Raw genomic sequence first — 26,734 nt, forward strand, 5'->3', positions numbered from 1 at the left:
AGAAGTAAGAGAAAGGTAAGGTGACTGTGATGTCATTGTTTAAAGGACCGATGCGTCAGCACATTCCGGGCCATAAGGAACTCAGCGACCATGTAGACATCATGGAAGTGAAAGCCGGCAGCAAGGTATTTATCCCTTTGATCTGCGGGCCTTCTGTGAATCTGGAAATACTGGTTAAGGAAGGTGACCATGTTTCCATTGGTACAAAAGTTGCCCAGTGCAATGAACGTAATGTTGTTCCTATTTTTGCAAGTGTTTCCGGTACTGTGGCAGGTACGCAGAAGCTTATGCATTCTTCCCTGAAGCCGGTGGAGCATCTTGTTATTGAAAACGATGGATTGTATGAGCGTGTACGTTCGTTTGAACCGCTTGATTATAAGAGCGCGGATCGTACAGCGCTGATCGATTTCATGATGAATGCGGGAATCATCGGTCTGGGTGGTGCAGGCTTCCCTGCATATATCAAGTACAAATTTGCAAAGGATGTAAAGAAGCTGATCATCAATGCGGTGGAATGTGAACCGTTCATCACTGCGGATTATAAGATGATTCAGGCGCACAAGGAAGAATTTGTTACCGGTGTGGCAGCCATGAAGAAAATGGCGATGGCACCGGAGGCAGTAATCGCAATCAAGAAGACGCATCCGGATCTGATTCAGTTTGTGGAAGAAGCAGTCAAGGGCATGGAGGGCTTCAGCGTAGCGGCTGTGCCGGATGTGTACCCGATGGGCTGGGAGCGTGTTTTGGTGCGTGAAATCATGCATGCGGAATATGAAAAGCTGCCGGGTGAGGTTGGTGCCATTGTCAATAATGCGACAACGGCGATTGCATTTGGCGATGCACTGCTAACAGGAACGCCAATCGTATCCAAGACGCTGACCGTATCCGGAAATGCGATAAAGAAGCCGGTCAACGTACAGGTTCCGGTCGGTGTACCGGTATCTGAAATCGTAGCGGCATGCGGCGGCTATACCTGTGAGGACGTAAGGCTGATTGCCGGAGGTCCGATGATGGGGAAAACGATTGTCAACGACAAATTCGTGATCGACCGCAATATGAATGCATTGACCATTCTGGAAAACAAGCCGTTTGACAGCATTGCCTGTCTGCGCTGCGGGAAATGCTCCGACCACTGTCCTGCAGGACTGCAGCCGGTGCGTATTGCACAGGCGGTAAAAACAAACGATAAGAAAGCCATGGAAAAGCTATGTGCCATGGATTGCATCGAGTGCGGTCTTTGTACATACATCTGTCCGTCCCGTCTGGATGTGACGGAGAATGTTCGCCGTGCAAAGCGTCAGCTGATGCTGGCTAAGAAGTAAGGGAGGGTATTTTATGAAATTTACATTCCATGCATCACCGAACTTACGTCAGAAGCAGAGCACACAGCAGATTATGCTGGAGCTGATGATCGGGTTACTTGTGGTGTTTGCATTTTCACTAATTTATTATAATCAGGCATATAGCTTTGATCATATGCTGCAGGCAATCAAGCTGCTTGCGGTATCCCTGCTTGTCGCATTTGTGACTGAGCTTGCCTGGGCATTCTTTATGAAGAAGGATCAGAAATTTGATCTGCCGTATATCAGGAAGTTTATGGGAGGCTCCTTTGGATGGATCACAGCGATCATCTTAACGCTGATGTGTCCCATCAGTATCCGCCCCTATGCGCTGGGAGTCTCCACCTTCTTCGCTATCTTCTTTGCGAAGCTGTTGTTTGGAGGCTTTGGAAACAATATCTTCAATCCGGCTGCTGTGGGAAGAGCCATCGTCTTTGCGACCTTCATGGGGGCAACGACGGATGTCATCACCTCAGCAACACCGACAACCGTTATCGCGAGCGAGTTTAACTGGCTGGTGACAAATCCGGAAATGATCAAGGATATGATGAGTGAAATCGGCGGTATCGGAAAGCTGCTTACCGGCTGGTATCCGGGTGCGATCGGTGAAACAAGCGCAATCATCATTCTACTGGTCGGTGTTGTATTGTCCATTCGCCGCGTTATTGACTGGAGAGTTCCTGCTGTGTATCTGGGAAGCATCTTTGTTCTGGCGGCCGGTATCGCACTGCTGCGCGGTGTAGGAAGCTATGACGGCATTCCGGGCTTTATCTGGTATCCGCTGGTTCATGTATTGACCGGTGGTGTTGTCTTTGGGGCAGTGTTTATGCTGACCGATCCGGTGACCTCTCCAACGAGTGCACAGGGGCGCTGCATCTTTGCGCTTGGAGCTGCCATCATCACCGTGCTGATCCGTGTAAAGGCAAATCTGCCGGAGGGATGTCTGTATTCCATTCTGATGATGAATATGCTGACACCGATGATTGAAAAAGGGCTGGAAGGAAAACAGCTGGCTCTGCGCAAAAAAGCGACGATCATCTTCAGTATTGTTGCAGTTGTCGGTATGGGAAGCGTACTGCTTGCCGGAAGCGTTATTGAAGCAAAGGAGCCGGCTCCTGCTGTTATGCTGAATACTGCGGACAAGGATGTCAATAAATTTGAAGCCAAGCTGAGTGGAAAGACAGAAAACAGTGATGGCACCGTGACCTATCATGTGGAATCACAGGGGTACGCATCCACAGAGGATCCAACCATCTATAACAAGTTCGATATCACCGTGAAGGATGATAAAATCGTCACGGTTGTACCGACGGAAATCAATGATACACCGTATCAGGGTGATAAAATTGACAATCCTGCATTCCTGGATCAGTTTATCGGACAGGATTTGAAAAAGGATGTCGAGGTAGAAAAAAATGATGCGGTAACAGAAGCTACGTTCTCTTCCAAATCAACGGTACGCGCCGTTGAAGAGGTACGTAAGGCTCTGGGATATTAGGAGGTAAGAATATGAAAAAGATACTACATCTGACTGTCTTCTTAGCTCTGATTGCTGCCCTGGCCGGAGGAGCGCTGGCGTTTGCCAATAACATGACGGCTCCTGTCATCGCTGCCAATGAGCTGGCTGCGGAAAAGGAGACACTGAAGGAGATCTATCCGGATGTGAGTGATGATGCATTTGTAAAGGTGAAAGACAATGCTTCCAAAACCATTGAGAAAATATTCGAGGTGGAAGGAAAGGGCTATATCTTCAAAATGAAGGTAACCGGATATAAGGACGGTACCAGCTATTTGGTGGCTCTGAACAAGGATGGAAGCGTGTATGACTATGTTGCGATTTCCAATGGAGATACACAGGGGCTCGGCTCCAAGGTAACGGAGAAGCCGTTTCGTGAATCTTTAAAGGGAAAGGATGCAGCAGGTGAAGAGATTCTGGATGATACGATTACCGGAGCAACGGTTTCCAGTAAGCCGGTTATTGAAGGAATCCGTGAAGCAGCCAAATATCAGGCTGAGAATCTGAAGTAGGAGGTGGATGAAGAATGAACCGTAAAGAGAATTTTACAGCAGGATTCATCCGTGAAAATCCTGTATTCTCCCTGTATCTGGGACTTTGTTCCACCCTGGCCATTACGACCACGCTGAACAATGCCATCGGTATGGGAGTTGCTGTTATCGTAGTATTGATCATGTCCAATGTGATCATTTCCCTGATTCGTAATATTACACCATCGGAAATCCGTATTCCGGTGTATATCGTTATCATTGCAACACTTGTAAAAATCATCCAGATGCTGATTAAGGCATATGCGCCGAGTCTGGATTCTGCGCTGGGTGTCTTCATCCCGCTGATTGTTGTAAACTGTATTATTCTGGGCCGTGCGGAAGCCTTTGCCAGCAAAAACGGTGTGTTTGATTCTGCACTTGACGGACTTGGCATGGGACTTGGGTACACCGTATCCATCATCCTGATGTCCGCAATCCGTCAGATTATCGCAACGGGAATCCTGTCCTTTGACAATCCGTTCGATGCTGCACAGAATATTTTCTCAATCCGTATTATTCCGGAAGACTTTGCAATCTCCATGTTCTCTCAGCCGTTTGGTGCATTCTGTACGTTTGCATGTCTGGCTGCGGGACTGGCTGCCTATAAGTCTCACCAGCAGAATAAGGCGAAGAAGCTGGAAAAGGAGGCGAAATAAACGATGAACTGGAGCAATTTATTTGTGATGCTGATTACGTTTGTCTTCATTAACAACGTCGTCCTGAATCAGTTCCTTGGTATGTGCCCGTTTATGGGGGTATCCAAGAAGAGCAGCTCTGCCATCGGTATGGGTGCTGCCGTTACCTTTGTAATCGTAGCTGCATCATTAGTTACCTATGGTTTGTATTATATGGTACTGGATCCGCTGGGACTTCAGTATATGGATTTGATCACGTTCATTCTGGTCATTGCCGCACTGGTTCAGCTGGTCGAAATGATCATTAAGAAGCTGAGTCCTTCCCTGTATAAGGCACTTGGTGTCTACCTGCCGCTGATCACGACAAACTGTGTCGTATTGAATGTGACACTGAATAACATCACCAGCGGTTATAACTTCGCGGAGATGCTGACATATTCCATTGCGATTCCTGTTGGTTTCACGATGGTGCTGTACATCTTCTCTACAATACGTGAGCGTCTGGATGCCTGTGATACGCCGCTTTCCTGGAAAGGAAATCCGATTGCCCTGATCGTTGCAGCAATCATGGCACTTGCCTTCAGCGGACTGATGGGTCTGGTTTAATATGAAGGCATTACTTCCCGTCCTGTATCTGGGGGCACTCGGTGCAGTTTATGCGCTGGTGTTTTACTTCAATCACAAAACACCGCTTCCCAAGGGATGTGAGGATTTGAAAGCACAGTGCAAGGGCTGTCATGATCATTCCTGCTGCAACAACCCTGCACATGAGGAATAGAAAGGGGTCGTCACATGGTAACTGCAATCGTTATGATGCTTGTTCTGGGGGCAATTCTTGGTCTTGGGCTGGGAATTGCGGATAGATTCTTAAGCGTTGAAGTCGATGAGCGTATTGAAAAGGTCAGCAGCATGCTGCCAAACTACAACTGCGGCAGCTGCGGGTATGCGGGCTGCAGCGGACTTGCCGAGGCACTGGTAGAGGGTGAAGTCACTGTTGTCGGTACCTGCAAGCCTTGTAAACCGGATCAGAAAGCAGCCATCGCTGAATATCTGAACACAACACCGGGACCGGATGGTACCTGTGTTAAGGTAAAAGCTTAATCAATGAAGTCAAGGAGTATTCTTTCGCAATGAAGGATGCTCCTTTCATATTTTAAGGAAAATACGGTGAACAGAGAATTACATATGGTTGAAAGTGTGCTATAATGAAAAAAACAATCGAATGGCAGGAGGATCGGTTTATGTATGAAAGAATGTTGAATAAGCAGGAACAGCCTCAGTATAACGAAATGTGTATGCACTGCAAGGAATGTGGGGAGCTGTTTGCCGGTTTGAATACATGGCTCATGGAAACATTTGCAACGCATCAGGACATTACCTTTCCCTATGGTAACCATTACGGCTGGGGAATTGCGCATCGTAAGCGTAACAAGCTGATGTGCAATGTGTTTCCGGAAGCGGGTGCTTTTACCGTCATGCTGCGGTTATCGGATACACAATTTGCATCGGTATATGAGCAGCTGCAGCCTTATGCAAAGGAATATGTTGATAACAGATATCCCTGTGGCAACGGCGGCTGGATACACTATCGTGTATGTGAGGAAGCTCATATGGAAGATATTCAGCGACTGCTCTTTCTTCGCTGTGACTAAAGATGCAGTAGTATGGAAGTAAGGAGTGAGAAAGTTGAAAACATGGGGATATATGGTTCTTCTGTTTAGTATCTGTATCCTTGGCGGCTGCAAGGATACAGAGGCTGAGACCGTCCAGGGGAAAATAGTGAAAGCGGAAAGCAGTGAGCAGCTGCTTATGGTAAACGGACAGCTGTATTACAATACGAAGAAAACCGATAATGAAAGTCTGCGCTGCGGTATGATGGATGGAGAAATCGACAGCATGGTAGGGCGGACAGAAATACCGAAAAAGGATAATCAATCCAACTTCGCTATCGGTATCAGCTATCAGATAGGGGATCAGGAGATAGAGCTGGCTATGGATGGGGGCTGGGTCATATTCAAACCATGGAAGCCAGTTGTTCCATTGGATATAGAGGAATAAAAAGCGAACGTATACACCACTGGGCAGAAGGACTGCCAAGCTTCTATAGTTTCACATCTGCCGAAATAGGAGGAATGAAAATGCTTCGTCCATATTGCGGTAAGGAAATGAAAGCAGGGTTTGTACAGGCCGCTTCCAATAGTATTTTCTCTGAAAAAAAGCACCTTGTGAGGATGCAGCCTGCAAATGATCAGGAGGTGCTGCTGGCAGAGCAAACCTTGTATCCCGCTGCTATAGCTGCATATTACTGCACAGTCTGTCACCGGGTTATTATGAATGGCGAAGAAAGATTATAATACAAAAATAAGTGAATTACAATGTAGTCAGTTACGTTTATAGAGAGGAGTGTGAGAAATGTTATCCTTAAAAAAAGTGCTGTTAACGGCAATTGCATCCTTTCTGGCATTTGCAATCCTTGCAGGTATATTTGCCGATTTATTACTGCTTATGCTTGGTCTGACAGGAGTGAGTTTTGATATGTATAGAATTCAGATCTGCCTTGCATTTTTATGTTCCGTAATGGTAACATGTACCTATATCATTATCCGTAAAATTTATGAGCTTTCTCTGGATTTCAGCCGATGGAAGAATAAGGATAAGATGCCGTTTTAGCACGATATGAAAACATTACTCTTTTTCCATGTCTAGTCATAATGAAGACAGATAGGATACTATACGAATGTTAAAGAGGTGATGACGGCATGGAAAGCTTTCAGGAATGGCTGGATTTTGTATTGGACATGCCATTACCTGACGATAGCGCTGCAGTGAATTTCAATTTATGTGAACAAGAAGAAAAAATCTAATCAATCGAATTCGCAGGTACAGGAGGCTTTGATCCACAGGATGATGACTAGTAAGGAGATTTTTGTAACACGTGAGGCATTGTCCGGCTGAAAACAGGTCCTTACGGAAATGATTATAAGGCTTTAAGCATATCTATCCTGCGGCTGATATACGGAAACACTGAAGGCATATACCGGAATCGGTATCGGTTTTGTGGTTGGAGATATCTACATACTGTATCAAAATGAAGCTCAATGTCATATAACAACAGGTAATAGAGTTTACACCATGCAGAAAGGTGCATACTATATCATGGTGATGAATATGACAGTTATGGTACGTCCCTGGGATGTAGAGGATGCGATGGAGCTGCACAGCTTGTCCATGCATCCGTATTATTTAAAAAAAAGAGTCTGGAAATTCCTGTATCCGGATACCTTTCTTAATGCCGTATCAACGATTCATTTTTATCAGCATGCAGATCCGCAGCGGTATTTATTTCGTGCGGTGGAGCTGGACGGCAGTGTTTGCGGCTTTCTGGAATGTGAAAAAAAGACCAGCAGCAGTGCGGAGCTGTCCTATTGGCTGGGTGTACATTACTGGCATAAGGGAATCATGCAGCAGGCGGTTCGTGCTTTGTGCGAGGAGGCCTTTGATACGCTGCAGGTGCTCTCCATTTATGCACTGGTTGAAAAACGCAACACCGCTTCCATGCATGTGCTGGAGGCAAATGGATTTCAAAGAGAGGAATTCGGAAAGCTGTACATGTTTAAAAAGTATAAGTAGGACATGTGTGTTGTATTCTTTTACAGGCTGTGTATGAGAAAATGTAAACGGATGAAATAGTGTAGGCAAGAGGATAAAGAACGTTTGAATTTCCAAGCGTGTGACATCCTCTTTTCTTGTATCTCTCCGATATGCGAAAAGCTGATTGAATCGTGTGCTTCCTTCTGTATATATTGAAATGAAAGGAATTGTAAATTAGTTAAGAATATTGAAAAATATTTCAAAAAAAGATATATTTTGGAAATAAAATCATGTATAATAAGAAGGTATATGAAAGAGGAGTGAAGCTATGGCAGTTGAAGATCTGATCATACCAAAATATTATGAAAACAAGCTGGATATCATATCCACGGAAATCGCCATCAAATATGTCAAGGACCTGTTTGAACGTCGTCTGGCGCATCATTTGAATCTGATGCGTATATCCGCACCCCTGTATGTTTCCAAAAGCAGCGGATTGAATGATGATTTGAACGGTACTGAGCGTCCGGTAGCGTTTGATATCATGGAAATTGAGGGTGAGGACTATCAGATTGTTCATTCTCTTGCGAAATGGAAGCGTATGGCTTTGAAGCGGTACAATCTGAATGTAGGTAAAGGAATTTATACCGATATGAATGCAATCCGACGGGATGAGGTGCTGGATAATCTGCATTCCTGCTATGTCGATCAGTGGGACTGGGAAAAGATAATCAGTCGGGAGAATCGGACGATGGAGTTTCTGAAAATGACTGTACGTAATATTATGAAGGCATTGAAGGAAACGGAGAAGGAGCTGGATATCGTTTATGAAAATCTCATGCCGTTTATTCAGGAGGATGTGTATTTCATCACTGCACAGGAGCTGGAGGACCGCTTTCCTGATCTGACACCAAAAGAGCGCGAGTATGAGATTGTAAAGCAGCATAGAACTGTCTTCCTGATGAAAATCGGAGATACCCTGAACAGCGGGGAAAAGCATGACGGACGTGCCCCGGATTATGATGACTGGGCATTAAACGGTGATATCCTTCTGTATTATCCGGTGCTGGATACCGTACTGGAAATAAGCAGTATGGGGATCCGCGTGGATGCTAAAGCATTGGCAGAGCAGTTGAAAAAAGCAGGCTGTGAGGAGCGTAAGAATCTGCCGTTTCACAAAATGCTGTTGCAGGATGAGCTGCCGTTAACCATTGGCGGAGGTATTGGTCAGTCCAGAATTTGTTTGATTTTATTAAACAAAGCACATATCGGAGAAGTACAGGTTTCCCAGTGGAGCGATGCCATGCGGGAGGAATGTGAAAAGCATAATATCGTATTGTTATAGGACATGAAGGTGTCCTATTTTTTATTCTGCAAGGAATGCTGTCTTCACGACATGAAAAAAACATTGTATAATGAATATAGACATAAGAAATTGGGAATTTCTTGATAGGGAATATATAATATTTTGATTGCGAAAGGAGAATGACGGGCATACAGTTGTCTGTCGTAGTTGGGGTATGGAAAAGAGATTGGAAAAAAGGCTTGATGAAATATCAAACTATTTACTATCGCATGGGAAGGCAAGTGTTAAGGAACTATCCGACTGCTTTGGAGTGACAATGGAAACCATTCGTAAAGATTTGGAGTTCTTACAGAGAAAAGGCATTTTATTTCGTACGCACGGCGGTGCTGTTTTACGTAATTCATTTACCGATGTACCGATCGATGTTCGAACACAGGAAAAAATTGAGATAAAAAAGGCAATCTGTATGGAAGTAATCAACTTTATTCACGATGACGATGTTGTTTTCGTTGACCCCAGCTCTACAGCACTTCCGCTTGGGAAGCTCTTTAGCTTTCGCAAGAATTTACTGATTATCACGAACTGTTTTGAAATGATGAATGAATTAAAGGAAAGCAGAAATGAGGTAGTCTTTCTCGGTGGGAAGTATTCACGAAGCGGAAATCGTACAGAGGGGCAGTTTGTATCCGATATGGCGAGTCGGTTTTCTTATGATGCTGCGATTTTTGGAACGGATGGCTGTCTTGGATTTGATGGTCCCGGGACACAGACAGAAGATGCAATGTTTTTAAATGAAATCATATTGCGAAGAAGTAAATGTAAAATCTTGATTACGCTGGCAGTTAAGTTTGAACGAACATCACGTTATCAATATGGCGTGTTTCAGGATTTCGATGCTCTGGTTACAGATAAGATTGATCGTGATCTTAATCATAAGTTAAAGATTGGTAAGATCATAGAAGTTAACCGTTTTGATACTGAATAAAGAAATACGGGCATGTCTGATGATATGTCTTTTTTTTATGTGCTTGTAAATTTTTGAAACAAAACAATTCGGAAGTGATATAAATTTTGAATCAATAGTAAAAAGATTTGATTTCAGAATTAAAAAGAAATCTATTGACTAATATACTGTAAAATATACAATGTAATTGTAAATGGAAACGATTTCATAAAAACAGATTTAATTAAAAACTTTTGAAACAAAAAGGAGGAGTCAAAATGAAACATATCGTTATTGGAGCGCATGGGAATCTGGCAGAGGCCTTTTTAGAAACTGTTCGGATGATAGCCGGAACAGAACAGACGTCCTGTATTCATGCCATCGGAATGAAGGAGAATATGGATCCGCAGGCATTTATCAAAAAGGCAGAGGAGCTGATCGATGAGGATCGAGATGGTGAATATTTGCTGTTGGCGGATTTATTCGGAGCAAGTCCCTGCAACAGTCTGCTTATGGCATTTCAGCATTGCCGCTACCGTCTGGTAACCGGCTTGAATCTGGGAATGGTCTTAGAAGTATTATTTCAATTCGATGATATGTCTTTGGAAGAAGCGGCAGAGCACATGGTAGAAATAGGGAAAGGAGGTATTCAGAATGTGATTTTGCCTGCATAAGGGATGGAAGACGTATGCATACATTAGAAAAAAGGAGAGGAAAAAATGACATTATTACAAGCAATCTTACTTGCGATGCTGTATTGGCTGGCAGCAGGTGAAATCTTTGTACCGTTCACCTACTGCTTCTGTGATTTAATGCTTATCTCACTGCTTACCGGTGTTATTTTGGGGGATCCGGTAAAGGGCTGTATTGTTGGTGGAACTATTCAGCCGCTGTATCTGGCACTCACTGCCGTTGGAGGCGCTATGCCGGTGGACAAAGAAGCGGCCGGTATTGTGACGACGGCCATGGTCATAACGGCAGGCATATCGCTGGATCAGGGTCTGGTGATTTCTTCGGCAGCTGCACTGATCATGGCGCAGCTGCACACAGTAAAGCGTTTGGCTATGGTTTGGACGGTACATCATGCGGATAAAGCAGTGGAAACCGGAAATGTAAAAGAGCTTACCCGTACCTCACTGCTTTACGGACCACTCATTCGTGCGGTGATTTTCCTGGTGCCGATGACCATCGTATTGAAATACGGCGTAAACAGTCTGGGTGTTCTGATGAACGGCCTTCCGGATTGGGCAAACAACATGTTCTCTCTGGCAGGCGGACTGCTGCCTGCACTCGGATTTGCCATGGTCATTCTGGTCATCGGAAAGGGACAGCTAATACCGTTCTTTATCGCAGGCTTCTTCTTTGCTCAATATTCCGGTCTGGGAGCGGTACCGGGCTGTCTGCTTGGTATTTTTATTGCCTGGCTCTATACGATTTTTACAAAAAAGGAAACAGACAATGGAAGCCTGTTTGCGGATTTACTCAATCTCAAAAATGCGGAATCCAAGGCAACACATATTCTTAGCAGGAAAACCTTGAAAAAGGTTTGGTTCAACTGGCGCCTGCATGTCTGCCATGTGGATAATGTTGAGCGTTTACAGGCAATGGGGATGTGTTTAACCATGGCACCGGCATTGGAAGAGCTGTATCCGGATGACAAGGAAGAACAAATCAAAGGATTGAAACGACATATGCAGTTCTTTATCACAGAAAATATGATTGGTGGTATCATTCCCGGTATTATTACATCACTGGAAGAGCAAAGAGCGATACAAAAGCGGGATCAGGTGCCTGAAGATCAGCTGATTTCCGAAGATCTGATCAACAGTGTTAAAAACGGCATGATGGGGCCTTTTGCCGGTGTTGGTGATACCCTGAATTATGCGACATTGAAGCCACTTATCTCCACCTTCTTTATGGGCTTTGCGCAGCAGGGGATGCTGTGGGCACCCATTGTAGATGATATTCTACTCTATGTCATTCTCGTATCGGAAGGTAAATTCATGTTCAACATGGGCTATAAGCTGGGAACCGATTCAGCAATGAATATACTGCAAAATAATGCAGTGCAGAAAATCGTAACCTTCTTCTCTATTGTCGGATTGTTTGTGATGGGTACTATGGCAGCACAAAACGTCAATGTAGCTGTTATCTATGAAATTCCATACGGGGCAAAGGATATGATCAGTATTCAGGAGCTGCTGTTTAATCCGATTGCCCCGGGTATACTCTCACTTCTTGCAGTCTTTGGTGTTTACGCTTATCTGAAGAAAGGCGGCACCGTGTTAAAGGTTACGCTGGTACTGCTGGTAATTGCCATCGCACTTGGAGGTCTGGGTATTCTGGGTGTGTAATTCAAAAAGGAGGAAGCAGAATTGACTATGAAAAAATTTATCAATCAGCCGGAGCGCTTTATTGATGAAATGCTGTACGGGCTGTATGCGGCACATCCGTCGTATTATACGTGTGTGAATGAGGATGCGCATTGCCTGATAACCAAGCATAAAATTGCAGGAAAGGTAGGAATCGCAACAGGTGGAGGAAGCGGTCATCTTCCGCTGTTTCTGGGATATGTCGGTAAAGGAATGCTGGATGGCTGCAGTGTAGGTGATGTCTTTCAATCACCAAGCTCAGAACAGATGCTTGACGTCACAAAAGCCATTGATTCCGGAGCGGGAGTTCTCTATATCTTTGGAAATTATAACGGGGATATCTTTAATTTTCAGATGGCTGCGGAAATGGCAGAGATGGAGGAGGATATTGAAGTATGTCTGTCGATTGCCGGTGAGGATGTGGCAAGCGGTCCACGTGCAAAGGAACAGGAAAAAAATATTCGTCGAGGTGTTGCAGGCATTTTCTTTGTGTATAAATGTGCAGGTGCAGCTGCTGCGGAAATGCTGCCACTGGATGAGGTGTACCGGATTGCAGAAAAAACAAAGCTACTCGTGGCAACCATGGGTGTTGCTTTGAGCCCCTGCACTGTCCCAAGAATCGGTCATCCCAGCTTTACGATAGCGGATGATGAAATGGAAATCGGTATGGGAATTCATGGAGAAGCAGGGCTTCGCAGAGGAAAGATTTGCTCGGCGGATGATATCGTAAAGGAAATTGTACCGCCTGTTATGCAGGATTTGCAGCTGCGGCATGATGATGAGGTGTGTGTATTGATCAACGGTCTGGGAGCTACTCCATTAGAAGAACAGTATCTGATTACTGGGCTGGTACACCGTTTGCTAAAAGATGCGGGAATACGAGTCCATAGAACGTATGTCGGAGAATATGCGACATCACTGGAAATGACCGGCTTGTCTATCTCTTTACTGAAGGTTGATGAGGAACTGAAGCGATTGATGGATGCTGCGGCAGATACCCCGATGTTTAAACAGTTTGGAGAGTCAAAATGAAAACAGAGGGTATAAAGCGTGTATTCCACGCATGGAATTTGATATTTCAGGAGCATGTAGAGCAATTGACTGCGCTGGATTCTGCTGGTGGAGATGGAGATCTCGGTGTTGTTATGCGCGATGGATTTCGCATTGCGGATGAATTTGTCACGGATAGTGATGAACATGATATTGGTAAAATGATATATATGGCAGGAAAAAAATTTAACAGCATCGCCTCATCTTCCATGGGGACACTCATTTCCAGCGGCTTTATGAAGATTGGAAAACAGCTGAAAGGAAAAGAAGAACTGAAGGATGCTGAGCTTGCGGTATTGTTTCAGGCAATGATAGAAGGTGTCATGACACTCGGCGGTGCAAAAGAGGGGGAGAAAACATTTCTTGATGCGCTTTGTCCGGCACAGCGTGCCTATGCTGAGCATGTAGATGAAGGGAAAGCAAGAGCCTTGCAATGTGCTGTCACTGCTGCAAGAGAAGGTGTGGAGAAAGCTAAAATGATGCAGGCAAGGCATGGAAGGCTGGCATTCCGTCAGGAAAATTCCATTGGTATGGTCGATCCGGGAAGTGTAGTTGCTGCATTGTATGTGGAAGGAATACAACAGGGGCTCCGTGATGAAGAATAAGAAACTGCTGTTCGTTAAGCTGACAGGGCTCACACTTGCAATTTACTGGTTTATCAGCAAGGGGGGGACACAATCTGTAGACACCTCTTTCGGATTGCAGGAAAAACGAGAAGCATTTGATATGTTTGATGTTGCATCATCCTGGATGATCTGGCTGGTTATAGCATATCTAGTCTTCGTTGCTCTGCGCAATCTGTATTCGAAAAATGTTAGAAAACCAAAAAGCAATATGCAGAAAAAATATGCAAAATTAAGGAGATAGGCTTATGAAGCTGCAGGAATACCGTTTTTTAAGCGGAGATGGCGAGGATGAGCTATATGGTTGCGCATGGCTTCCAGATGGCCCGGTGAAAGGTTATATACAAATTTTACACGACCTATATGATCATATTGAGCGCTATATGCATCTGCTTCAGTTTTTTGCCGAACATGGTTATGCAGCCTTTGGACACGATTTGGTTGGTCATGGAAGGTCTGTATATAGAAACGGTCCCGGTCAAATCAGTGCAAGACATACCTATAGACACTTTATCGAGGATGCGGAAACAATGTTTTATCTGGTTGTTAAGGATGCCATGCCAAAGAAGGAACAGAAGAAGTCCTATATTCATGCATTGATCGGCTTTGGTTTCGGCAGTATGCTGGCAAAGCAGTATGCAATCATGACAAGCAATTGCAATGCATTGATCTTATGCGGTGACTACGGTTTTCCCTCTCTGTATAGAAAGGCAATGAACATATATGCAAAGGAATGTCGCAAAAAAGCGGATACGGAACCGGCTGAAAAAACGGAAGACTATATTCTCTCCCATTATGGCATTGATAATATGGATACCTTTCTTGAAGAGAGAGTATCAAAGCCTCGTGAACAGAAAAAGCTGAAACGTGACGCCTGCTGTCAGCTTTCTTACTCCATGCAGTATATGTTAAACAGAATTACACTGTGTTCTCTGTATATGACGGAAGACTGGATTTCACAGCTTCCCGAATATCTTCCGATTTTATTTATGAGCGGGTATGAGGATGTGTTTTCCAATTATACCCGTGAGTTGGATGTCGTCATACGGAAATTAAACTATGCCGGTGCAGAGAATATCTTTTATAAATATTATGAACACAAGAAGCATGAGTTGCTGTTTGAAGATGCTGCAGTGAATGTCATGCAGGACATGCTTAAGCTGATTCGGCGTCTGGAAGAACATAGCATAGAAAGGAAGGAATGAAATTATGTTGGTATCAATGTTGGAAATCTTAGAAAAGGCGAAGGAAGGGGGATATGGTGTTCTGGCACCGAATGTTTTTAATGAAGACTCTGTCAGAGTTTGTATAGAAGCAGCTGTTGAGCTGGATTCACCTCTTATTATTGATGTTTTGCCGGATAATCATAAGGATATTGTTTCCTTTGGAAAACTGATTTGTTCAATGGCGAATGAGGTACGGATACCGATTGCACTGAATCTGGATCACGGAGATAGCTTCGAAGCCTGTGTAAAAGCGATTTATGGCGGATTTACAGGTGTTATGGTGGACCGCAGTGCATTGAGCTTTGAGGAAAATGCACGGCAGGTCGCGGAGTTTAAGAATATCTGTGCACCTCTTGGCATCACAGTGGAAGCGGAATTTGGACAGATTGCGGATGGTTGTGATTACGAAGAAAAGCGCGATGAATATCTGACAGATCCTGTGAAAGCAAAAGAGTTTGTTGAGAAATCAGGCTGTGACTGTCTAGCGGTATCCATTGGTGAAGCACACGGAGAGTATACCGGAAAGGGACCGGATATTGATTTTGAGCGATTAAAGGAAATAAAGAACCTGGTGGATGTACCTCTGGTATTCCATGGCGGCTCATTCTCAGGGTTTGAAAATATTGCGGAATGCTGCCGAATTGGTACACAGAAGGTGAACATGGGGACTGATGCTTATAATTATGGACTGGATTGTCTGTTCCATGACGGGCGTTATCAGAACGGAGAGAATATTGGCGCAAGAATGGCAGGCGATATTATGTGGGCAGGCTATAAGGAGCGCGTGATGGATTATATGAAGGTAACAGGTTCTGTCGGTAAAAACTGGATCAAAATTGAAAACTAAGGAACGGTGATGAAAAATGGCACGCATAGGTTTAGTCAGAATAGACAGTCGTTTGATACATGGGCAGGTATGTACGCAGTGGTTGTACAGGACGAATAGTAAAAAGGTGTATATTGTTGATGATGAAGGTGCGAGCAATTCCTTTTTGTCCAGCATTTATAAAATGGCATGTCCGGTAGGTGTTGAACTGGAAACGATATCGACAGAGGAAGCCGGAAAGAGATGGCAGCAGGATCAGTTAGGTGATCTGGAACCGATTTTCGTCCTGTTTAAAAATATGCCGATGGCCTACAAGGCTTATAAGGCAGGCTTTCGCTATACTACCCTGCAGGTAGGTGGAATTGGCGGTGGTGTCGGACGAAAAAATATTGTCGGACCGATTTCGTTTGATGATAACGATGCAAAAATGCTGGATGAAATGTTCCAGGATGGATTGGAGGCTTATTTCCAGCCGGTACCGGATAATCAAAAGGTATCCTGGATTGATGTAAAGGCTAAGCATTACCCGAATTTATAAAGGAGATTATGATGAAAGATGTATACATAAGAAAGCCAAATGATAAGGAACGCAGGCTCTTGGAATCCTGTCCGATTTGGGAACATGAGCCTGCTCAATGGAATGCGGAATATGATGAACGTTGTGAAACATGTCTGATAATCGAAGGAACAGCAGTTGTGAGTGGCAGTGACGGCCAGTCCTATGCGTTCACAAGGGGGGATCTTGTGACCTTTCGTCCGAATATGAGCTGTGTATGGAAGGTACTGGAGAAAATCCGTAAGCATTATCTATTTGATATGGATACAGACGAACATAGTGCTTCGTCATGATTGAGAACTGATGAATCTGTAAAAAAGAAGTAATAGCCCCTTACAAGAGGAAATTTACTTCTTTTTTTCAACAATGATGCCTGCACCCTGAAGCATATAAGAATTAATGAAAGGGTCAAACACAATGCAAAAAACGATTCCTGTTCGGGTATATGACTGAATTGAGGATGTCTTTCTTACATGTTGGAAAGCTATACGTATGATGGCTTGTGAGAACCATTGCAATGTGGTATAGTATCTATATGCTTTTATAGTAATGTAAGAGGAGATGAAGCAGTATGCAGAAATCACAAAAGCTTACCGCATCGATTTTACTGGTTGCCTGTATCACCTATAGCCTGTTTTTTCCTGATTCTGTCAATACGGCACTGGTCTTTGTTTTGTATGCCTGTCTGCTCATGTATCTTTTCAGCAAACGGGAGCTGCCGGTTCTCTCCCGTATGAAAATCATGATAGCAGCATTTATGTTCAGTATGCTGATGACGGCAGTGTGTATTGCTGCGGCAGAGCTGCTTCGCGGCTATTTCCTTTTTGATGGTGTTTTGATGGGCTGTCTGATGTTTCTGGCTATGGGAGCTGTCATCCAGACCTTTTTTTGATTTTGCAGGAATTTCTGCCGGATGTGGTACAGGTCGTGCTGCTGGTGCTGGCGGGCCTTTATCTGATTAACATCGGGGTCTTGAGTGCAATGATGTTTTCTACATTATCCAATATCGGGTTAACAGGCGCGAATACGGAGTATATATTGCCCTGGGATCTGCTGGGCATCGCATTGTGTATTGTGCTTGCTGAGGGGGTACTGTTTGCAGGAATTCACAGGCTGCGCCTGTATTTTCAGAGCCGATAACAGCATGTGATCATTAGGAGAACAGGTACTGCTGATTCTTTCTCTCAGGATATGGAAATCGTGAAAAAAACAGCTGCGCCGTACATGGAAAAGGATGAATTCGTTTTGCAGTTCAACTGTGTATCAAAGATTTCATCTGTTTTTCGTATAAGAAAAGCAGGAAGAAAATAAACCTGCTTAATATAGAATTGAAAAAAATAATTGAGATAATGAAATTGTATCCACAGAAAAGAGTATCCGCAATAGGTTTGATTTCCATGACAGAAAGCCAGGATGTATACTTAAGTTTTTTCTTACTTTAGCAACAGGGAGAATTCAACTTCTATTGATAAAACCAATCGTGTTGAAGCCTCCCGTTTTAAGCTTACCCGCAATCGGGAAAGAAGCTAACATTATTCCAGTCTTCTTTTATGCAGATACTGGACCATTCCTCAGGTAAGAAGAAAGAACCCCATATCAGCATATACGGATACAGGGATGGGGAAAGCTTTTAGGATACAGGCATCTATGCGAACTTCTGTAAAGCTGTTGTTTCTGCCTTCATCCTTTTAGTGCTTTTTCTGTGTAATCAGATGTTCGTCGATCAGTTTTTGAATCTGTGCCGGTTCCGGATCGATATAAATGGTTTTGTAATTTGACAGGGAAACAAAGCTGCCCTTGTTTCCGGGAATCTTTTTCAACTGGCGAATCGTGCAGTAATTCACAGGAACACTGGAGGAATAGCGGGCGTTGCTGTACCAGGCGGCAAGCATGGCGGCATTGCGCAGAAGCTCCTCATCCGGCTGCTCACAGGTGATTACCACATGGGCTCCATGCACATCCTTGGTATGCAGCCACATATCGCTTTTTTTTCCCAGACGCCAGGTAACGTAATCATTTTGCAGATTGTTTTTACCAACATAGATATATACGTCATCGAATGCAAAGGTCTCATAATGTGGAAGCTCCTGCTTCTTTTTCTTTCGTATGCGGGTTTTAACAGCCTTGACATAGCCCTGTCGTGCCAGCTCCTCCCGAATTTCCATAGCATCCTGTACGGTCGCCTGTTCCAGCTGGACCTCCATGGATTCAAAGTAGCGGATTTCCTTTTCGCATAGGGCAAGCTGTTCCTGAAGGATAGCCTGTGCCCGCTTGCTCTTGTGGTATTTCTGATAATAGCGGTTGGCATTTCCCTTGATATCAAAGCGCATGTCCAACGGAATATGGATATCCTTACCAGTTTCAAAAGAGGGGAGTGTGACGGTTTCCCTGCGCTCGATACTTCCCATGTAGGCAAACAGTAAATCACCGTATTCCCTGTATTTATCGCAATCCATTGCCTCCTCCAGCGTCTGCTGCAGTTTTGGGTATTTTGAAGTATTCTTATGCAGCTCCTTGCGCACGGCACGAAACAGATCACCACTCTGCTGCTTGATGCGAACCTTTTCCTCCTTCTGGAAAAAGAGCAGATCCATACCCTTCATCAGCGGATACTGCCGTGCTTCCACCTCCAGATGTGTCAAAGGTATGCAGTGAAACTGGGTTTTGTCCTGCACGTCACTCAGATACAGTGTATCGGATGTACGAATCTGTTCCAGAATTTCATCGAAGTTTTCACCCTGCGCCATACGATACTGCACTTCTCTGGAAAGCAGCGGAGAAAACCCGTGAAACTGTTTGGTAAAGGATTCACTTGGATCTATTTTTTCATAATGATAGGGATCCTGCTTTCCGGTATGCGGTGCAGGCAGCTGATAAAGCGCTCCCGGATGAATGGTGCGGCGGTTGTTTTCAAACGGCGGAATGCGTTTTAAGGCATCCAGAATATGCCCCTCCTCATCCACCAGAATCATATTTGCATATTTCCCCATGAGTTCGATATAAAGATGCCGGTCATGGATATCACCAAGCTCGTCCCTTGCCTCGATTACCATATGCAAAATGCGATCCAGACCGACCTGATTCAGAGAACGAAGGATTCCTCCGTCAATCTGCTTTCGCAGCAGCATGAGAAAATTTCCCGGTGTCTCCATCGTGGTATATGATTCCTGAGTCAGATTGATACGGTTGTATACGCTGTGTAAGGAAATCATCAATCGTCGTGTTCCCTTTGGTGTCCGTATTGTAAACAGCAGCTCGGTATCGCTGATCTGTTGCAGCTTTGTAAGCTTGGCAGGCAGAAAGCTCTGCAGCTCTTTCTGTACCTGATGAAGCAGTAATCCATCTAATGCCATAAAATCACCTCGCTGCTCCATTATATCATACCAAAAGGGCATGCTGAGCGCTAACTTTCATATGTTTGCGGCTGATAAATAGAGAATTGAGCATTATACTATAGGAAGAGACACATGTGCAGCTGCTTTATGGAATAGCGAAGCTTGAATACGATCATAAAATCGAAATAGCTTTTCTATCATGTAAGGTTTTCTATTTCTTATACTGCTCTTATTTTTTAAGCTTTGTCTGCGAACTGTTTTTTGATTCGAAGTGAATTCTTGCGTGATATGTGTGACTATTTCCAAAATGGAATCTGTGTTTCTTCTTTCTCAAGATAGGATTTTCTTTATAATCTGTATTTTCGACAGAATATATGCTACACTGTAAATACAAAAAAAGGAGAGGTCGGTCTATGAGAAACTATATAAATAATACATTGCATTCACATCTAATTTATCCGCAAAAGTCCCGGCCTTTCGGTAGCTCAACCGCTTGCTAGAAGCGTTTTTTCTTATGCTTTTAACAGTTTAAGTTATTCTTTGCGATCCTCGTGTAACACGCTGCACCTGAGCACCGCTTGTCGGCGGTAAGGACTGCCTTGTTTTTGTCGCATCCATTCCTGCGTATGATACGAAACAGCAGGAACCTCTATATGCTAAATAGGTTCAAAAAAAGCAAAAACATTTGACCAGATAAGGGAATTCACTAATGCTTTTTATGACTGTTGAGTGAAAAAATCAAGAAATGAGCAATCTTTTTTACGATTATAGCTAAAAAGTAGTTAATTTATTCAAAAAGCCTAAAAAAAACAGAAACACGTTTGACATACCCTGCCTGCACTAGTAAAATAAATGTAAGAATAGTAAGGGGTGTGCTCATGAAAAAAGGTTTATTGATTATTATCAGCGGACCAAGCGGTGTAGGCAAAGGAACTGTGCGTAATTGCTTTATGAATGATGAATCCTTAAAGCTGGCGTATTCCATTTCCATGACAACCAGATCACCAAGACAGGGTGAACAGGATGGCGTTGATTACATATTTACAACAAAGGATGAATTTGAACAGGCGATCCATGACGGCGAGCTTTTGGAATGGGCAGAATTTGTAGGGAACTATTATGGTACTCCGATGTCACAGGTAGAGAAGCTGCGCAAGGAAGGCAAGAATGTATTGCTGGAAATCGAGGTACAGGGCGCTACACAGGTACGTGAAAAATGTCCGGAGGCGCTGACCATCTTCATTATTCCGCCAAGCATGGAGGAATTGGAAAAACGGATACGGGGCAGAAGAAGTGAGCCGGAGGAAATTGTACAGCAGCGTTTAGCCAAGGCAAGTAAGGAAATCAAAATGGTTAATAATTACAAGTACATCGTATGCAATGATGATCCGCAGCTGGCAGCGGATATGATTTCCACAATTATTAAGCGTCATATGGAGATTGACGAATAAACACACGATACAGTGTGTTTTTTTATGGAAATCCGACATATTCCACATGCACAAAAAGAGTATACCGGTGACATTCGAAAACACCAATCGCATTCCCTGTATCATGGACAAGCATTGCTTTTTGAAAGACATAATACGGTTTTCCAAAAGCAGACACGTGGATGCTGTTCATGTATACGGATAAATCCTTTGTGATTAGGAATGCTCGAAGCTTCATGGCACCGCTATACGTGCAGCATGTATATACCAGGAAGATAGCGATGATGATCCATAGAATGCGTTTCTTTTTCATATCTATCCTTTCTGTAAGTTCCGCATGGATGCTTACTTAGCTGTTAACAGTATAGCACAGATGACATAGAGAGTATTGAATGTCATGGAATCGTAAAAGGTTTGTAAGAAAAGAATAAAGAGTAAAAGGAATGGCTATAAGAAAAGCAGCTGTCTCATGACAGCCGCCTATCTTTTTTTACTTATACGATACCCTGATCAATCATGGAATCAGCAACCTTGATGAAGCCTGCAATATTTGCTCCGGCCATATAGTTTTTACCAAGACCGTATTCCATAGCAGTATCAGACACTGTACGGAAGATGTTTTCCATGATGTCCTTCAGCTTGGCATCCACCTCTTCAAAGGTCCAGGACAGACGAGCGGAGTTCTGTGACATCTCCAGTCCTGAGGTTGCGACACCGCCTGCATTGCTTGCCTTGCCCGGAGCATACAGAACATTATTTGCCTGTAATACCTCAATGGCATCCGGTGTTGTCGGCATGTTGGCACCCTCGCATACAGCGATACAGCCGTTTTTGATCAGCGTCTCCGCATCCTTCTTATGCAGCTCATTTTGTGTCGCACAAGGCAATGCGATGTCACATGGGGTATTCCAGATGCTTTCTGACGCATGGAAAGTCGCACCGGCAACCGCATCTGCATATTCCCTGATACGTCCGCGTTTTACTTCCTTGATTTCCTTCATCACATCCAGATTCACACCGTTTTCATCAACGATATAACCGCTGGAATCGCTCATGGCAATTACCGTTGCCCCCAGCTGTGTTGCTTTTTCCGCAGCATAGATGGCTACGTTTCCGCTTCCGCTGACAACGACTTTCTTGCCCTGGAAGGATGTGCCGTTCGCCTGCAGCATGGCCTCTGTGAAATAGCACAGACCATAGCCGGTTGCCTGTGTTCTGGCAAGAGAACCACCCCAGTTTAAGCCCTTTCCGGTCAGAACACCGGTGAACTCATTACGAATGCGCTTGTATTGTCCGAACATATAACCGATTTCACGTCCACCGACACCGATATCACCTGCAGGAACATCAGTATCCGGTCCGATATACTTGCACAGCTCTGTCATGAAGCTCTGGCAGAAGCGCATGATTTCCGCATCGCTTTTTCCCTTCGGATCAAAGTCGCTTCCACCTTTTCCTCCGCCCATTGGAAGACCGGTCAAAGAGTTTTTGAATATCTGTTCAAAGCCCAGAAACTTGATAATAGAGATATTTACACTCGGGTGGAAACGAAGTCCGCCCTTGTAAGGTCCGATTGCAGAATTGAATTCCACACGGAATCCTCTGTTTACCTGCAGCTTACCGCTGTCATCAACCCAGGGTACACGGAAGATGATCTGGCGCTCCGGTTCGACGATTCTTTCGAATACGCCTTTTTCGATATATTCCGGATGTTTACCTGCGACTTTTTCCAGTGACAGCAGGACTTCATCAACAGCCTGAATGAATTCTGCGTCATTCGGATTGCGTTTGACGACTGCTTCTTTAACATAATCTAGCTTAGCCATAGTAATTTCCTCCTTTAGCCTGTTTATATTATATACGCAAACCTTCAAAATGAAAATAAAAAAATGAATTTTTTCATTTGAATGAAAATATATTCACAAGAGATGAAAAATAGAACCGCGTTTCATCGTCTTTTTATGACGGTGTTTTTTCAGTATGCATACTATACTGAGAAACAGGTGATGAACTATGAAGCTATGTGATGCAGCAGTGGGAAAAACCATGGTCGTTACGAACGTCCATATGTGTAAAAAAGAGAAGGACCGCCTGTTTTATCTTGGGATATATCCGGGTATGCAGATACGCAAGCTGCGCAGTGCGCCAATGCAGGATCCGTGTCTGTATTTTGCGGCAGGTAATCAGCTGATTCTGCGTAATAAGGATGCGGCTTGTATCGAAGGGGAGGTGCTGGAATGAACTATCATGTGGCCTTTGTCGGAAATCCGAACGTGGGAAAGAGTGCGTGGATCAATGCGCTCAGCAATGCGGATTTCAAGGTTGGAAACTGGCCGGGGGTTACCGTTGAAAAAAAAGAAGCCAATGTATGCTGGGGAGGAGACAGCTATCATATTATAGACCTTCCGGGTACCTATTCCTTGACGAATAATGGCAATGAGGAAAGCATAACGGCAGCATATCTTCAAAGTCAGCAGGTCGATTTGATCGTCAATGTGCTGGATGCGACCAATCTTCAGCGAAATCTCATGCTGACGCTGTTTCTGCGTGAGCTGCAGATTCCCATGCTGTTGATTTTCAATTTCATGGATGAGGTTAAAGACTATGGTATTCATATCGATACAGCAGCCCTTTCAAGGCGCCTTGGAATGGAGATACTGGCGTATTCCGCCTTTGACCGCAGACATTATCGTGAGGTGCGTCAGGCAATTCAAAGGCAGGTGGAACAAAGGACGGTGTTTTATCATCCGTTGCTGAATGAGGAAGAAGATGAAATCTATACATCGTTGTATACGTATATCGAGCAGCATGGACCATCGCATGCAGAGGCTGATGCACGCCTGCTGCATCATCTTGCCATGGGCTGTATGCGGGAGGACGTGCTTGTCATGAAGCAACTGGAGGCCTGGCATATGGATCCGGTAGTGCTGCAGAAGCTGTGTCGGGATATGAACGAAGAGAACGTGCGCGCAGGGTATTGCCGTGCTGTGGAATCCCTGATGCACAATGTGGTACAGGATCCGAAAAAGCGATATGCGAAAAGTGAACGTATCGATGCTTTCGTATTGCATAAATGGCTGGGGCTTCCTCTGTTTCTGCTCGTTTTTTCCTTTCTTCTGCTTTTCGTCTTTCAGGCCTCCGCCCCGCTCAATGATTATATCGGCTATCTGCTGCAGGATGTGCTGGCTCGCTATGTTTCCTTTGCCCTGCAATGGGCGCCGCATGTCCTGCGGCAATTTCTGCTGCAGGGAATTCTTGCGGGCGTCGGTGGTGTACTTGTGTTTGTGCCGTTGATGGCACTGCTGTATTTTGTGTTATCTTTACTGGAGGAAAGCGGCTATATGGCACGCATCGCCTTTTTGCTGGACCGGCTGATGAATTCCTTCCATCTCAGCGGAAAGAGCTTTGTTTCCCTCATGCTGGGCTTTGGCTGCAATGTGCCTGCCATCTATGCGACCCGCACGCTGGATAACGAGCAGCAGAAGCGTCTGACAGCCTTGCTGGTGCCCTTTATGTCCTGCGGTGCCAGATTGCCGGTATATGTACTGTTCGCCTCTGCCTTTTTTCCGGATAAGGCGGCACTGATGATGCTGAGCATCTATGGAATCGGTATCCTGCTTGCTCTTGTACTCGCGCTGATCGCATCCCGCTTTCCGATTTTTCATGATGATGCGATGCTGGTACTGGAGCTTCCACCCTACCGTCTTCCCTCGCTGCGTGTTGTGCTGCACAAGGTGAGGGAGGAGGTGAAAAGCTATGTGCGCAAGGCGTGCGGCATCGTCCTATGGGCCATGGTGATATTATGGGGGCTTACCTACTTTCCGGGCGGAAGCGTGGAGGACAGCTATCTGGCTCAGGGGGCCAAGCTGGTACAGCCGATCTTTGCACCGCTTGGATTTGGCGACCGTTGGGAATGTGTTGCTGCGCTGCCCGGCGGGATTATCGCCAAAGAGACGATCGTCGGCTTTCTTGACACCGTGCTGCAGCCGGCAGTGCATGAGGAAGCTACTACTGTCAATATCAGCGAGGATATCCGTGATATTCTCTATAAGGGAGGTACTGCGTTAAAGGAAAGTGCCACCTTCTTTCTGCACACCGATGTAGCCGTCAAGCCGCAGGGAGATGCTCAGGTATCCCATATCCGTGCTCTATGGACTTCCAGGGATGCAGGAATCCGCTCCTTCAGCTTCATGGTATATGTCCTGCTCAGTATCCCCTGTATTATGACCTTGCAGGCGGTCTATCACGAATATGGGAAAAAGCTTTTGTTCCTAACTCTGACAGTTATGCTGCTCGTTCCTTATCTTGTCTCCCTGTTTATCTTTCAGTTCTTTTCCTTATTTTTATGAGGATCAATTAGATCTGTTTTCATAACAGTTCTTATCTGCTTTCGGACTATATCAAATCAGGATCAGCTGTATCTTCAAACGATATCCCTGATCCTTTTTTGCGCTGCTTTCTTTTCATAGCCGCCTATGAATGAAAAACTTCAGGGCTTCGTTTTTCTTTTTCTGCTGTTTCCTGTATAATGAAACAAAAGGAAGGGGAATGATTTTATGAGACTGTTATTCAAACAGCGCATGTTTACCTGGTTTGACAGTTATGATATATACGATGATGCAGGGCATACCATATATACAGTGGAAGGAAAGCTGTCCTGGGGACATCGTCTGGTTATCTATAATGCAATGCGGGAGGAAATCGGAGAAATACGGGAGGAGGTATTTACCTTTCTTCCACGCTTTCGCATGTATATGAATGGAAGCTGTATTGGCTTTATCGAGAGGGAATTTACGTTTTTTAAACCAAAGTATCACTTGTCCTGCAACGACTGGAAAATCGAAGGAAATTTCATGGCATGGGATTATGATGTCATCAGTGAGCAGGATGGATGCATCATGCATGCCAGTAAGGAAATTTTTCACCTCACAGATACCTATGTGCTGGATATCCGACAGGATGGACACGCGTTGTTATCACTTATGATCGTTCTTGCCATTGATGCGGCAAAATGCTCGGGAAACGGGTAAGAATGCGCAATCTGCATGTTCATCCATAAACAAAAAAGTAGTTCGTAGGCATGGCAGCGGAGCGTGGATGAGGGATCCTTCGAAGGGATCATAGAAGCAGGAAAAAGGATTTTACAGGAAGGAAACGGACATTGATAAGTGGATGTGAAGTAATCGGTGATTCGTAAAAGAAAAAAGGATTTATAATGCAAGGCGTGTGGAAGAGAAACAGTATACTGCATATAAAATGGCAGGAACCTGAAAATACCGTATCCGGCAGTTTTTCGCCTATCAGAATTTTACAACTGTTATACGAATGATGAGCAGGCCGTAAGCTTACAGGAAAATGAAATGCAGGGAAAATGAAATTGCGGAAAATGAAATTTTGTGTATTCTGTTTCAAATTGAAAAAAAAAAGACTATAATAAATATCGTATAGGTAAAAG

General features: G+C 44.4%; 32 protein-coding genes. 29 read left to right on the top strand and 3 right to left on the bottom strand.

The genetic code is table 11. The annotated features are described in order from the left end of the window. Positions 1-29 precede the first annotated feature (29 nt). The 25 genes from KSZ58_RS06040 (at position 30) to KSZ58_RS06160 (ending at position 17,654) form a co-directional block, all read left to right on the top strand. Positions 30-1,322, top strand: coding sequence for an RnfABCDGE type electron transport complex subunit C (locus KSZ58_RS06040; RefSeq protein WP_002608582.1), 1,293 nt, complete (start codon positions 30-32; stop codon positions 1,320-1,322). Between the two features lie 13 nt (positions 1,323-1,335). Next, positions 1,336-2,838, top strand: a complete 1,503-nt coding sequence (locus tag KSZ58_RS06045) for an RnfABCDGE type electron transport complex subunit D (protein ID WP_008819456.1) — start codon at positions 1,336-1,338, stop codon at positions 2,836-2,838. Between the two features lie 11 nt (positions 2,839-2,849). Continuing rightward, a complete protein-coding gene (locus KSZ58_RS06050; RefSeq protein WP_002608584.1) occupies positions 2,850-3,368 on the top strand; it encodes an FMN-binding protein in 519 nt (172 codons plus the stop codon). A gap of 14 nt (positions 3,369-3,382) precedes the next feature. Further along, a complete protein-coding gene (gene rsxE, locus KSZ58_RS06055) occupies positions 3,383-4,042 on the top strand; it encodes an electron transport complex subunit RsxE (RefSeq protein ID WP_002608585.1) in 660 nt (219 codons plus the stop codon). A 3-nt stretch (positions 4,043-4,045) separates the two neighbouring features. Further along, positions 4,046-4,627, top strand: coding sequence for an electron transport complex protein RnfA (locus KSZ58_RS06060; protein ID WP_002608586.1), 582 nt, complete (start codon positions 4,046-4,048; stop codon positions 4,625-4,627). Between the two features lies 1 nt (position 4,628). Then, complete coding sequence (locus KSZ58_RS06065; protein WP_009272898.1) at positions 4,629-4,799, top strand: hypothetical protein; 171 nt, start codon at positions 4,629-4,631, stop codon at positions 4,797-4,799. Positions 4,800-4,813: 14 nt separating this feature from the next. After that, the gene (locus tag KSZ58_RS06070) at positions 4,814-5,122 is read left to right on the top strand and encodes a (Fe-S)-binding protein (RefSeq protein ID WP_002608587.1); all 309 of its coding nucleotides are present in this window, start codon (positions 4,814-4,816) and stop codon (positions 5,120-5,122) included. Between the two features lie 140 nt (positions 5,123-5,262). Beyond that, the gene (locus tag KSZ58_RS06075; RefSeq protein ID WP_008819455.1) at positions 5,263-5,673 is read left to right on the top strand and encodes a DUF3788 family protein; all 411 of its coding nucleotides are present in this window, start codon (positions 5,263-5,265) and stop codon (positions 5,671-5,673) included. A 25-nt stretch (positions 5,674-5,698) separates the two neighbouring features. Continuing rightward, the gene (locus KSZ58_RS06080; protein ID WP_224727324.1) at positions 5,699-6,079 is read left to right on the top strand and encodes a hypothetical protein; all 381 of its coding nucleotides are present in this window, start codon (positions 5,699-5,701) and stop codon (positions 6,077-6,079) included. A gap of 80 nt (positions 6,080-6,159) precedes the next feature. Further along, positions 6,160-6,375 (top strand): PF20097 family protein, encoded by a 216-nt coding sequence (locus tag KSZ58_RS06085; RefSeq protein ID WP_008819453.1) that lies wholly within the window; start codon positions 6,160-6,162, stop codon positions 6,373-6,375. Positions 6,376-6,433: 58 nt separating this feature from the next. Further along, complete coding sequence (locus tag KSZ58_RS06090) at positions 6,434-6,691, top strand: hypothetical protein (RefSeq protein WP_008819452.1); 258 nt, start codon at positions 6,434-6,436, stop codon at positions 6,689-6,691. Between the two features lie 462 nt (positions 6,692-7,153). After that, positions 7,154-7,651, top strand: a complete 498-nt coding sequence (locus KSZ58_RS06095; protein ID WP_002608593.1) for a GNAT family N-acetyltransferase — start codon at positions 7,154-7,156, stop codon at positions 7,649-7,651. A gap of 289 nt (positions 7,652-7,940) precedes the next feature. After that, positions 7,941-8,957 (top strand): aspartate--ammonia ligase, encoded by a 1,017-nt coding sequence (gene asnA / locus KSZ58_RS06100; RefSeq protein ID WP_008819451.1) that lies wholly within the window; start codon positions 7,941-7,943, stop codon positions 8,955-8,957. A gap of 175 nt (positions 8,958-9,132) precedes the next feature. Then, positions 9,133-9,903, top strand: coding sequence for a DeoR/GlpR family DNA-binding transcription regulator (locus tag KSZ58_RS06105; RefSeq protein WP_009587471.1), 771 nt, complete (start codon positions 9,133-9,135; stop codon positions 9,901-9,903). 236 nt (positions 9,904-10,139) lie between these two features. Further along, positions 10,140-10,535 (top strand): PTS sugar transporter subunit IIA, encoded by a 396-nt coding sequence (locus KSZ58_RS06110; protein ID WP_008819449.1) that lies wholly within the window; start codon positions 10,140-10,142, stop codon positions 10,533-10,535. Between the two features lie 45 nt (positions 10,536-10,580). Continuing rightward, positions 10,581-12,215, top strand: a complete 1,635-nt coding sequence (locus KSZ58_RS06115) for a PTS system mannose/fructose/sorbose family transporter subunit IID (RefSeq protein ID WP_008819448.1) — start codon at positions 10,581-10,583, stop codon at positions 12,213-12,215. Between the two features lie 21 nt (positions 12,216-12,236). Continuing rightward, a complete protein-coding gene (locus KSZ58_RS06120) occupies positions 12,237-13,265 on the top strand; it encodes a dihydroxyacetone kinase subunit DhaK (protein ID WP_008819447.1) in 1,029 nt (342 codons plus the stop codon). After that, positions 13,262-13,888 carry a dihydroxyacetone kinase family protein gene (locus KSZ58_RS06125; RefSeq protein ID WP_008819446.1) on the top strand — a complete coding sequence of 209 codons (627 nt, stop codon included), beginning with the start codon at positions 13,262-13,264 and terminating at the stop codon, positions 13,886-13,888. Before KSZ58_RS06120 ends, KSZ58_RS06125 begins: the two co-directional genes overlap by 4 nt. Further along, complete coding sequence (locus KSZ58_RS06130) at positions 13,878-14,150, top strand: hypothetical protein (RefSeq protein ID WP_008819445.1); 273 nt, start codon at positions 13,878-13,880, stop codon at positions 14,148-14,150. The genes KSZ58_RS06125 and KSZ58_RS06130 overlap by 11 nt, the downstream gene beginning before the upstream one ends. A 4-nt stretch (positions 14,151-14,154) precedes the next feature. Further along, positions 14,155-15,111, top strand: a complete 957-nt coding sequence (locus KSZ58_RS06135) for an alpha/beta hydrolase (RefSeq protein ID WP_008819444.1) — start codon at positions 14,155-14,157, stop codon at positions 15,109-15,111. Between the two features lie 4 nt (positions 15,112-15,115). After that, positions 15,116-15,979 (top strand): class II fructose-bisphosphate aldolase, encoded by an 864-nt coding sequence (locus tag KSZ58_RS06140; protein WP_008819443.1) that lies wholly within the window; start codon positions 15,116-15,118, stop codon positions 15,977-15,979. Between the two features lie 16 nt (positions 15,980-15,995). Beyond that, entirely contained in the window at positions 15,996-16,496 is a 501-nt protein-coding gene (locus KSZ58_RS06145) for a PTS sugar transporter subunit IIB (RefSeq protein ID WP_008819442.1), read from the top strand. 8 nt (positions 16,497-16,504) lie between these two features. Further along, entirely contained in the window at positions 16,505-16,807 is a 303-nt protein-coding gene (locus KSZ58_RS06150) for a cupin domain-containing protein (protein ID WP_240140847.1), read from the top strand. A 278-nt stretch (positions 16,808-17,085) separates the two neighbouring features. Continuing rightward, positions 17,086-17,406, top strand: coding sequence for a hypothetical protein (locus KSZ58_RS06155; protein WP_009269331.1), 321 nt, complete (start codon positions 17,086-17,088; stop codon positions 17,404-17,406). A 2-nt stretch (positions 17,407-17,408) separates the two neighbouring features. After that, positions 17,409-17,654: a hypothetical protein gene (locus KSZ58_RS06160; protein ID WP_224720957.1), complete on the top strand. Its 246-nt coding sequence runs from the start codon at positions 17,409-17,411 to the stop codon at positions 17,652-17,654. Between the two features lie 548 nt (positions 17,655-18,202). Here the strand turns inward: KSZ58_RS06160 and KSZ58_RS06165 are convergent. Beyond that, positions 18,203-19,867: an NFACT family protein gene (locus tag KSZ58_RS06165; protein ID WP_009269329.1), complete on the bottom strand. Its 1,665-nt coding sequence runs from the start codon at positions 19,865-19,867 to the stop codon at positions 18,203-18,205. Between the two features lie 860 nt (positions 19,868-20,727). Here KSZ58_RS06165 and gmk point away from each other — a divergent pair. Then, entirely contained in the window at positions 20,728-21,300 is a 573-nt protein-coding gene (gmk, locus tag KSZ58_RS06170) for a guanylate kinase (RefSeq protein WP_008819438.1), read from the top strand. A gap of 22 nt (positions 21,301-21,322) precedes the next feature. Here gmk and KSZ58_RS06175 read toward each other — a convergent pair whose 3' ends face one another. Together KSZ58_RS06175 and gdhA are read right to left on the bottom strand one after the other, a co-directional pair. Continuing rightward, positions 21,323-21,592 (bottom strand): hypothetical protein, encoded by a 270-nt coding sequence (locus tag KSZ58_RS06175; RefSeq protein ID WP_008819437.1) that lies wholly within the window; start codon positions 21,590-21,592, stop codon positions 21,323-21,325. Between the two features lie 181 nt (positions 21,593-21,773). Beyond that, positions 21,774-23,105 carry an NADP-specific glutamate dehydrogenase gene (gene gdhA, locus KSZ58_RS06180; protein WP_002608610.1) on the bottom strand — a complete coding sequence of 444 codons (1,332 nt, stop codon included), beginning with the start codon at positions 23,103-23,105 and terminating at the stop codon, positions 21,774-21,776. Between the two features lie 187 nt (positions 23,106-23,292). Between gdhA and KSZ58_RS06185 the strand changes: the two genes are divergently transcribed. The 3 genes from KSZ58_RS06185 (at position 23,293) to KSZ58_RS06195 (ending at position 26,309) form a co-directional block, all read left to right on the top strand. After that, positions 23,293-23,520 carry a FeoA family protein gene (locus KSZ58_RS06185; protein WP_009269328.1) on the top strand — a complete coding sequence of 76 codons (228 nt, stop codon included), beginning with the start codon at positions 23,293-23,295 and terminating at the stop codon, positions 23,518-23,520. Next, positions 23,517-25,628: a ferrous iron transport protein B gene (gene feoB / locus KSZ58_RS06190; RefSeq protein ID WP_009269327.1), complete on the top strand. Its 2,112-nt coding sequence runs from the start codon at positions 23,517-23,519 to the stop codon at positions 25,626-25,628. Before KSZ58_RS06185 ends, feoB begins: the two co-directional genes overlap by 4 nt. Before the next feature lie 207 nt (positions 25,629-25,835). Beyond that, on the top strand, positions 25,836-26,309 hold the full coding sequence (locus tag KSZ58_RS06195) for an LURP-one-related/scramblase family protein (protein WP_008819434.1): 474 nt from the start codon (positions 25,836-25,838) through the stop codon (positions 26,307-26,309). Positions 26,310-26,734: the final 425 nt, after the last annotated feature.

It is taken from the genome of Erysipelatoclostridium sp. DFI.2.3, assembly GCF_019132535.1.
Classification (GTDB): Bacteria; Bacillota_I; Bacilli_A; order Erysipelotrichales; family Erysipelotrichaceae; genus Clostridium_AQ; species Clostridium_AQ innocuum.